Annotated in this window: 8 protein-coding genes; all 8 read left to right on the forward strand. The window is 63.7% G+C overall.

Annotated features, from left to right (window positions below; all coding sequences use genetic code 11):
• On the forward strand, positions 1-386 hold a 386-nt coding region (locus KJ624_06320), incomplete at its 5' end, for a hypothetical protein (GenBank protein ID MBU2009429.1).
• Between the two features lie 168 nt (positions 387-554).
• Positions 555-1,592, forward strand: a complete 1,038-nt coding sequence (gene mnmA, locus KJ624_06325; protein MBU2009430.1) for a tRNA 2-thiouridine(34) synthase MnmA — start codon at positions 555-557, stop codon at positions 1,590-1,592.
• Positions 1,589-2,200, forward strand: a complete 612-nt coding sequence (locus KJ624_06330) for a ribonuclease HII (protein MBU2009431.1) — start codon at positions 1,589-1,591, stop codon at positions 2,198-2,200. Before mnmA ends, KJ624_06330 begins: the two co-directional genes overlap by 4 nt.
• Complete coding sequence (locus KJ624_06335; GenBank protein ID MBU2009432.1) at positions 2,197-2,559, forward strand: YraN family protein; 363 nt, start codon at positions 2,197-2,199, stop codon at positions 2,557-2,559. The genes KJ624_06330 and KJ624_06335 overlap by 4 nt, the downstream gene beginning before the upstream one ends.
• A gap of 44 nt (positions 2,560-2,603) precedes the next feature.
• Positions 2,604-2,939, forward strand: coding sequence for a zinc ribbon domain-containing protein (locus KJ624_06340; GenBank protein MBU2009433.1), 336 nt, complete (start codon positions 2,604-2,606; stop codon positions 2,937-2,939).
• 82 nt (positions 2,940-3,021) lie between these two features.
• Positions 3,022-4,041: a thiamine phosphate synthase gene (gene thiE, locus KJ624_06345; protein MBU2009434.1), complete on the forward strand. Its 1,020-nt coding sequence runs from the start codon at positions 3,022-3,024 to the stop codon at positions 4,039-4,041.
• Between the two features lie 22 nt (positions 4,042-4,063).
• On the forward strand, positions 4,064-4,705 hold the full coding sequence (locus KJ624_06350) for a haloacid dehalogenase (GenBank protein ID MBU2009435.1): 642 nt from the start codon (positions 4,064-4,066) through the stop codon (positions 4,703-4,705).
• 32 nt (positions 4,706-4,737) lie between these two features.
• Positions 4,738-6,867 carry a sodium-translocating pyrophosphatase gene (locus KJ624_06355; protein MBU2009436.1) on the forward strand — a complete coding sequence of 710 codons (2,130 nt, stop codon included), beginning with the start codon at positions 4,738-4,740 and terminating at the stop codon, positions 6,865-6,867.
• Positions 6,868-7,164 lie beyond the last annotated feature (297 nt).

Raw genomic sequence — 7,164 nt, forward strand, 5'->3', positions numbered from 1 at the left:
CCACGCCTGCGCCTACTGCCACCCCCACGCCTACTCCCGCCCCCACACCAGTTCCTCCTCCACTCCCCGCCACCACCCATAAAGGGCTGACCTATGGCGAATGGCTGAGCACCTACATGGCTGCCGGGGTCAGCTACTATGATTACCTGGTCGGCTACGGAGTGCTGGTGCTCGGCCTGCCGGAAGCCAGGGCCCAGTCCTGGGCTGCTACTATAGTTCCTCCGCCTACAGCCACCTACAGAGGCCTGAGCTATAATGAGTGGCTGAGCGCCTACATGGCGACCAGGGTGAGCTATCGGGACTACCTGGTCAGCTATGGGGTGCTGGTGCTGAATCTGCCGGAGGCGGAGGTCTCGGCCTGGGCCGCAGCCAGGGCCGGGAGATAGGACCGACCTGATGAGAAGCCCCCCAAACGGGGGGCTTCTCGTTCTATTCCTTTCAACACCCAGGACCTCAAACTTGGCGACGTGAAGCAGACGGTACACTGGTCTACCTTGCGCTTGCTCATTTTCAGGGGTTTGGCGGGGTGTGGGGCTTGTGCTAGACTCTCGGTGATGGGGAAGAGGGTGATGGTGGCCATGAGCGGGGGGGTGGACTCCTCCCTGGCGGCGGCTCTCCTGAAGGAACAGGAATATGAGGTGATAGGGGTCACCCTCCGCCTCTTCCCGGAGGTGGAGGGGCATCCTCGCCCCTGCTGTCTAGTAGAGGATACAGATGATGCCCGTGGGGTTTGTGGTCTCCTGGGCATCCCCCACTATATCCTCAACTATGAGGGGCCCTTCCGGGAGGGGGTGATAGGCAATTTCATTGACGAATACCGCCGGGGCCGGACCCCCAACCCCTGTCTTGCCTGCAACCGGGAGATAAAGTTCCGCCTGTTGCTTCAGCGGGCCCTGGCCCTGGGGATGGACTTCCTGGCCACCGGGCATTATGCCCGCATCGTCCATGACGGCTATTATCGCCTGCTCCGGGGTGTTGACCCGGGGAAAGACCAGTCCTATTTCCTCTATAGCCTGGGGCAGGAGGAGCTGGCACACCTGGTGATGCCGGTTGGGGACCTGAGGAAGGAGAGGGTAAGGGCTTTGGCCCGGGGCCTGGGCCTGCCCACCGCCGAAAAGCCGGAAAGCCAGGACATCTGCTTTGTCCCCAACGGCCTGGCCTCCTTCCTGGCCCGGCATATAAATGCGGAGCCGGGGGAGGTGGTGGACCGGGAGGGGCGGGTGCTTGGCGGGCACCCGGGGGTAGTCTTCTTCACTGTGGGCCAGCGCCACGGTCTTGGCGTGAGCTCCTCCCGCCCTTTGTATGTCCTGCGGATAGAAACGGGGGCAAACCGGCTGGTGGTGGGGACGGAGGAGGGGCTCTACTCGCCGGAGTTGGTGGCGGGCCAGCTTTCCTGGGTGACCGGGCCCCCTCCTGGGCCGGTGGAGGCCTGTATCCGCTACCGCTCCCCTGCCGTCCCCGCCCGTATAGAGATAGTGGGGGATAAAGCCCGGGTCCTCTTCTCCCAGCCCCAGAGGGCCATCGCCCCGGGCCAGGCGGTGGTGTTTTATCGGGGAGAAGAAGTCCTGGGGGGAGGGATTATGGAGGCATGAACCCCACCCGGGCAGAGGAGGTCCAGCTCTACTCTCAGGGGGTGGAGCTGGTAGCTGGGGTGGATGAGGTGGGGAGGGGTGCCCTGGCCGGACCGGTGGTGGCGGGGGCGGTCATCTTCGCCTCCTCTCTTAGGGTTCCCTGGGAGAGACTGGTCAGGGATAGCCAGGAGCTCCGGCCCCGGCAGAGGGAGGAACTGGAGCCGCTGATAAGGGGCGAAGCCCTGGCGTGGGGGCTGGGGGAGGTGCCCGCCCAGGAGATAGACCGGATAGGCATCCTCCCCGCCACCCGCCTGGCCATGAGGCAGGCGTTGGAGGCCCTGGGGGTCCCCCCCCAGTTCGTCCTCATAGACGGCATCAAGCTTCCCGAAGTCCCTCTACCCCAGAAGCGCCTCATCCGGGGGGACAAGCTCTGCTTTTCTATTGCCTGCGCCTCCATCCTGGCCAAGGTCTACCGCGACGGCCTCATGGTGGGGCTGGACCGGGAATACCCGGGCTACGGCTTCGCCCGGCACAAGGGCTATGGCACCGCCCACCACCAGCAGTGTCTTCTGGAAAGGGGCCCATGTCCCCTCCACCGGCGCTCCTTCGCCCCCCTGAGGCCCCTTTGAAGAAGAAAGAGCTGGGGGCCCTGGGGGAGAAGGCAGCCAGGGCCTTCCTGGAAAGGCGGGGCTATAAGGTCCTGGAGACCAACTTCCGCTCCCGGGAGGGGGAGATAGACATCATCGCTCTCCAGGGGGAGGTGGTGGTCTTTGCCGAGGTGAAGACCCGCACCACTCATGCCCTGGGGGCCCCCCAGGAGGCGGTAACCCCCCGCAAACTGGAGAGGATAAGAAACCTGGCCCTGGAGTACCTGGCCACCCACCCCCACCTTCCCCCCGACTGGAGGATAGATGTGCTGGCACTGGATATGGACGCGGGGGGGAGGATAAAAAGCCTGGACCTGATAGAGAATGCGGGGGGGTGGTAAGACTCTTTACCCCTGGGCTCGGGGCGTGATAGAATGTGCCCAGAATGCCCATCTACGAATACTGCTGCCTGAGCTGCGGCAAGAAGCACGCCCTGCTCCTCAAGCAGGCCGGCGAAAAAGGCCCCTGCCCCGACTGCGGGGGAGAGCTCAAGCGGCTCATCTCCACTTTTGCCATCGGCAGGACTGAATGGGAGTCCCCCTTTTCTGATTCCGACGTGGCGAAGGGGGTAGAAAGAAACGACCCGCAGGCCATGGTGGAGTATGGTCGCCGGCTCGCTGGAGGGGGGCCCACGGGCCCCGAATACCGGGAGTTTCTGGATGGCTTCGCAGAGGACAAGAACCCGCCATTGCCACCGCCAACCAGGGAGCCCCGGGAATAGCTGCGCCGGCTGGTGAGTCCCTTTCCGGGCCCTTCGTGGGGAGGCAGAGCTTTCTTCTCCAGCCAGGCATAAGAGAGCTATAGTGCTGCGTCTCCTGGATGCCAACCTGAACCGGGCCCGGGAGGGCCTGAGGGTCCTGGAGGATATAAGCCGCTTCGTCCTCAATGACCTCTCTCTCACCCGGGAGCTCCGCCAGCTCCGCCTTCAGCTTGTTGTGGGGACCCCCGGTGAGGTCGGGCTCCTTTCTGCCCGGGATGTGGAGGGGGATGTGGGGGCAGGGCGGCCGGGGGGAGAAAGGGCGGGCCTTCCCTCCCTGGTTCTCGCCAATGCCAAAAGGGCCCAGGAGGCCCTGAGGGTGCTGGAGGAGGGGGCCAGCCTTGAGGGCTGGGACCCATCTCCCTTTCAAAAGGCTCGCCTTACCCTTTATGACCTGGAGAAGAGGCTCCTGGGGCTGGTGCTGAGGAAGGAAAAGAGGGAAAGGGTCTCCGGCCTCTATGTTGTCCTGGACCGGGGCTTTCTTAAGGGGAGGAACGAGGTGGAGGCGGCCCGGGCTGCCATCAAAGGCGGTGCCCGGGTCCTCCAGCTCAGGGACCGGGTGGGGGAAAAGGGGGATATGCTGGCAGTGGCGACGAAGCTCCGGGAGCTCTGTGCCCGGGAAGGGGTGCTGTTTATCATCAATGACCACCTGGACCTGGCCCTGGCCACCGGCGCCGATGGCCTCCACCTGGGCCAGAGGGACCTGCCCCTCAAGGAGGCCCGCCGCCTCCTCCCCATAGATAGCCTCCTGGGCCTCTCCTGCCACAGCCTGGAGGAGGCGAAAGGGGCAGAGGAAGCGGGGGCGGACTACATGGCCCTGGGCTCTATCTTCCCCACCACCAGCAAGGAGAAGGCGGTTGTCATCGGGGTGGAGACCCTGGCGCGGGTGAGGAAAGCGGTCTCCCTCCCCATAGTAGCAATAGGAGGTATAAGCCAGGAAAATGTGGCCCAGGTCCTTAAGGCGGGGCCCCGGGCGGTGGCGGTCATCTCCGCCGTCTTGGGGCCTCCAGATATTGAGGCGGCAGCCCGGGGGCTGGTGGCCAGGATGGAGAAGGCGAGTGGATAAATTCACCGACAGGCTTGAAGCAATAGGGGAAAGGGCCCGTTTCTTCTTCTCAGCCAAGGACCAGGCGCGGGAGAGGGCGCTGGAGCTCTGCCGGGAGACCACCCGCCTCAGCACCAACGCTATCCGGGCGGTCCACCGCCAGGAATATACCCAGGCCAAGGAGGCCCTTTCCCGGGCCAGGGCCCTCCTGAAGGAGCTCTCCAAGACCCTGGCCGACCATCCCGACCTTTTCCATAGCGGCTATGTCCATGATGCCACCAAGGAGTTCGTGGAGGGCTGTGTTACCCTTGCCCTGGTGCAGGGGAAGGAGCTGCCTTCTCCTGAAGACCTGGGGGTGAGCCCCGCTGCCTACCTCAATGGCATGGGGGAGGCGGTGGGGGAGCTGCGCCGCTACCTCCTGGACACCATCCGCCGGGGGGACCTCTCCCGCTGTGAGGAAATCCTGGCGACTATGGACGATGTCTATGGCATTCTGGTGACTATGGACTTCCCCGAAGCCCTTACCCAGGGCCTGCGCCGCACTACCGATGCGGTGCGGGGCATCCTGGAGAAGACCCGGGGAGATTTGACGGTAGCCTTTGAACAGCGTGGCCTACAGAAGCAACTGGAGGCTCTGGAGGAGAAGCTCCGGGCCCTACCAGGTACCCCTCGGAAAAAGGCGTGACGGCCTACTAGAGCGGCTAGAAAGGGGAAAAGATGGCATTGGTCTGGGTTGTGCCTGTTTCCGGCGTGCTGGCGGTCCTCTTCGCCCTGTTTTTGGCAAGGGATGTTCTGAGGCGGGACCCCGGCACCCCCAAGATGCAGGAAATCGGGGGCATGATATTTGAGGGGGCCATGGCCTTCCTCAAGCGCCAGTACACTACAATCGGGATACTGGCCCTGGTTACTGCCGTGGTTATCGGCGGACTTCTCGGCCTGCTGGCCTCCACCACGGAACTGGAGGAGCTTGATATCTCCCGTTGGGGCCTTCTGGGCTACACCGCCCTGGCCTTCCTGGCGGGGGCCTTCTGCTCAGCGGTATCAGGGTTCATCGGCATGTACATCTCGGTCAAGTCAAATGTGCGCTGTGCCTCTGGTGCCCAGCGGGGACTGAACGAGGCCATCACCGTTGCCATCAGGGGAGGGGCGGTGTCCGGTTTCCTTATCGTTGCCCTGAGCCTTTTGGGGGTGGCAGGCATCTTCTACCTCTATGGAGGCTCCGACCGGCCTGACATAGCCCCCCACCTGATTGTGGGCTTCGGCTTCGGGGCCAGCTTCGTGGCCCTCTTCGCCCAGCTCGGCGGGGGCATCTACACAAAGGCTGCGGATATGGGCGCCGACCTGGTGGGCAAGGTAGAGGCCGGTATCCCCGAGGATGACCCCAGGAATGCCGCCGTTGTGGCCGACCTGGTGGGGGACAATGTGGGCGACTGCGCCGGCCGCGGCGCCGACCTCTTTGAGTCCACGGCTGCGGAGAACATCGGGGCCATGATTCTCGGAGTGGCCATCTGGAGAATCACTGACAACCCGGTCTGGGTCTTCTTCCCGCTGGTGGTCCGCGCCTTCGGCCTCATCGCCAGCGCTGTAGGCATCCTGGTGGTGAGGGGGAAAGAAGGTGAGAACCCCATGACCGCCCTCAACCGGGGGTACTTTGTCTCCATTGGCCTGTCCCTCGTGGGCATGCTATTGTCGGTCAGCTACATGCTGGACAACATGTGGTTCTTCTGGGCGGGGGCAGTGGGTATTCTGACCAGCGTGGTAGTGGTGTTTGTCACCCAGTACTACACCGAGCCGCGCTACCGTCCGGTAAAGGAGATAGCCCAGGCCTCCCGCACCGGACCGGCCACCAACATCGTAGCCGGGACTGCGGTGGGCTTTGAGACCACCCTTGCTACGGCCCTGGTCATCGGGGCCTCCCTTCTGCTTTCCTACGCGATGGGGGAGGCCTCGGGCATGGCCCACGGGGGCGTATTCGCCACAGCCGTCGCCACCATGGGCATGCTGATGACCTGCTCCTATATTCTCTCCATGGACACCTTCGGCCCCATTACGGACAATGCCGCCGGCATCATCGAGATGGCCGGCGCCGGAGAGAAGGCCCGCCACATCACCGACCGCCTGGACGCGGTGGGCAATACCACCAAAGCGCTGACCAAGGGCTATGCCATGGTCTCAGCCGGTCTGGCAGCCTTCCTCCTCTTCCAGGCCTACCTGGACAGGGTGGGGTTCCTCAGGGGCGTGGACTTCAAGGTTGTGGACCTTGCACGGCCCGAGGTCTTTGTCGGAGGCTTCCTGGCGGTAATGCTCGTCTTCCTCTTCAGCGCCCTTGCCATCCGTGCGGTGGGAAAGACCGCCGCGCAGATCATCGACGAGGTGAGGCGCCAGTTCCGGGCCGACCCGGGGATAATGGCCGGGACCTCCCGGCCGGACTACGCCCGGGCGGTGGACATCACCACCCGCGCAGGACTGCGGCAGATGGTAGGCCCCGGCCTCCTGGCCGTGGGGCTGCCGGTGGGAGTAGGGGTGGTCTTCAATCTCATCCCGGACTACGATGCCGCTATGGCGGTGGGGGCATTGCTCATGGTAGGGACCATCGGGGGCATCATCCTGGCCAGCTTCATGAACAACTCTGGGGGGGCCTGGGACAACGCCAAGAAGCTGATTGAGTCGGGGGAGTTCAAGGACGAGGAGGGCAATACCATCGGGAAGGGGAGCGCCACCCACGCCGCCGCCGTAGTGGGTGACACCGTGGGCGACCCCTTCAAGGACACCGCCGGCCCCTCGCTACATGTCCTGGTCAAGCTCCTTGCCACCATCACCCTGGTCCTGTCGCCGCTGTTTATTTAGGAGGAGCAGAAAGACCTAGCAGGCTGCTGAAAAACTCCCTTGAGTTGACTGACATGGCAAGCAGATTGTGGTAGAGTCAGGGCATCTAATTTCTTTGAGGCCAGAATGCGCGGCAAAGTAGAGAGACAGGTGACAATGCTGAGTTCCCTGACGCCTGACGAACTGGTACCTCGAGACCACCCCATCCGACACATCAAGTCCATTGTAGACGAGGCCCTTTCGGAACTATCCTGACGTTCAGCCGGATGTACGCCGAAGTTGGCCGTCCGTCCATACCTCCCGAGCACCTGCTCAAGG

This window comes from Chloroflexota bacterium, from assembly GCA_018825785.1.
Taxonomy (GTDB): Bacteria; Chloroflexota; Dehalococcoidia; order JACVQG01; family JAHKAY01; genus JAHKAY01.

Coding starts and splice junctions, on each gene's coding strand:
- mnmA (MBU2009430.1), top strand. CDS start 555: ATGGGGAAGAGGGTGATGGTGGCCATGAGCGGGGGGGTGGACTCCTCC.
- KJ624_06330 (MBU2009431.1), top strand. CDS start 1,589: ATGAACCCCACCCGGGCAGAGGAGGTCCAGCTCTACTCTCAGGGGGTG.
- KJ624_06340 (MBU2009433.1), top strand. CDS start 2,604: ATGCCCATCTACGAATACTGCTGCCTGAGCTGCGGCAAGAAGCACGCC.
- KJ624_06355 (MBU2009436.1), top strand. CDS start 4,738: ATGGCATTGGTCTGGGTTGTGCCTGTTTCCGGCGTGCTGGCGGTCCTC.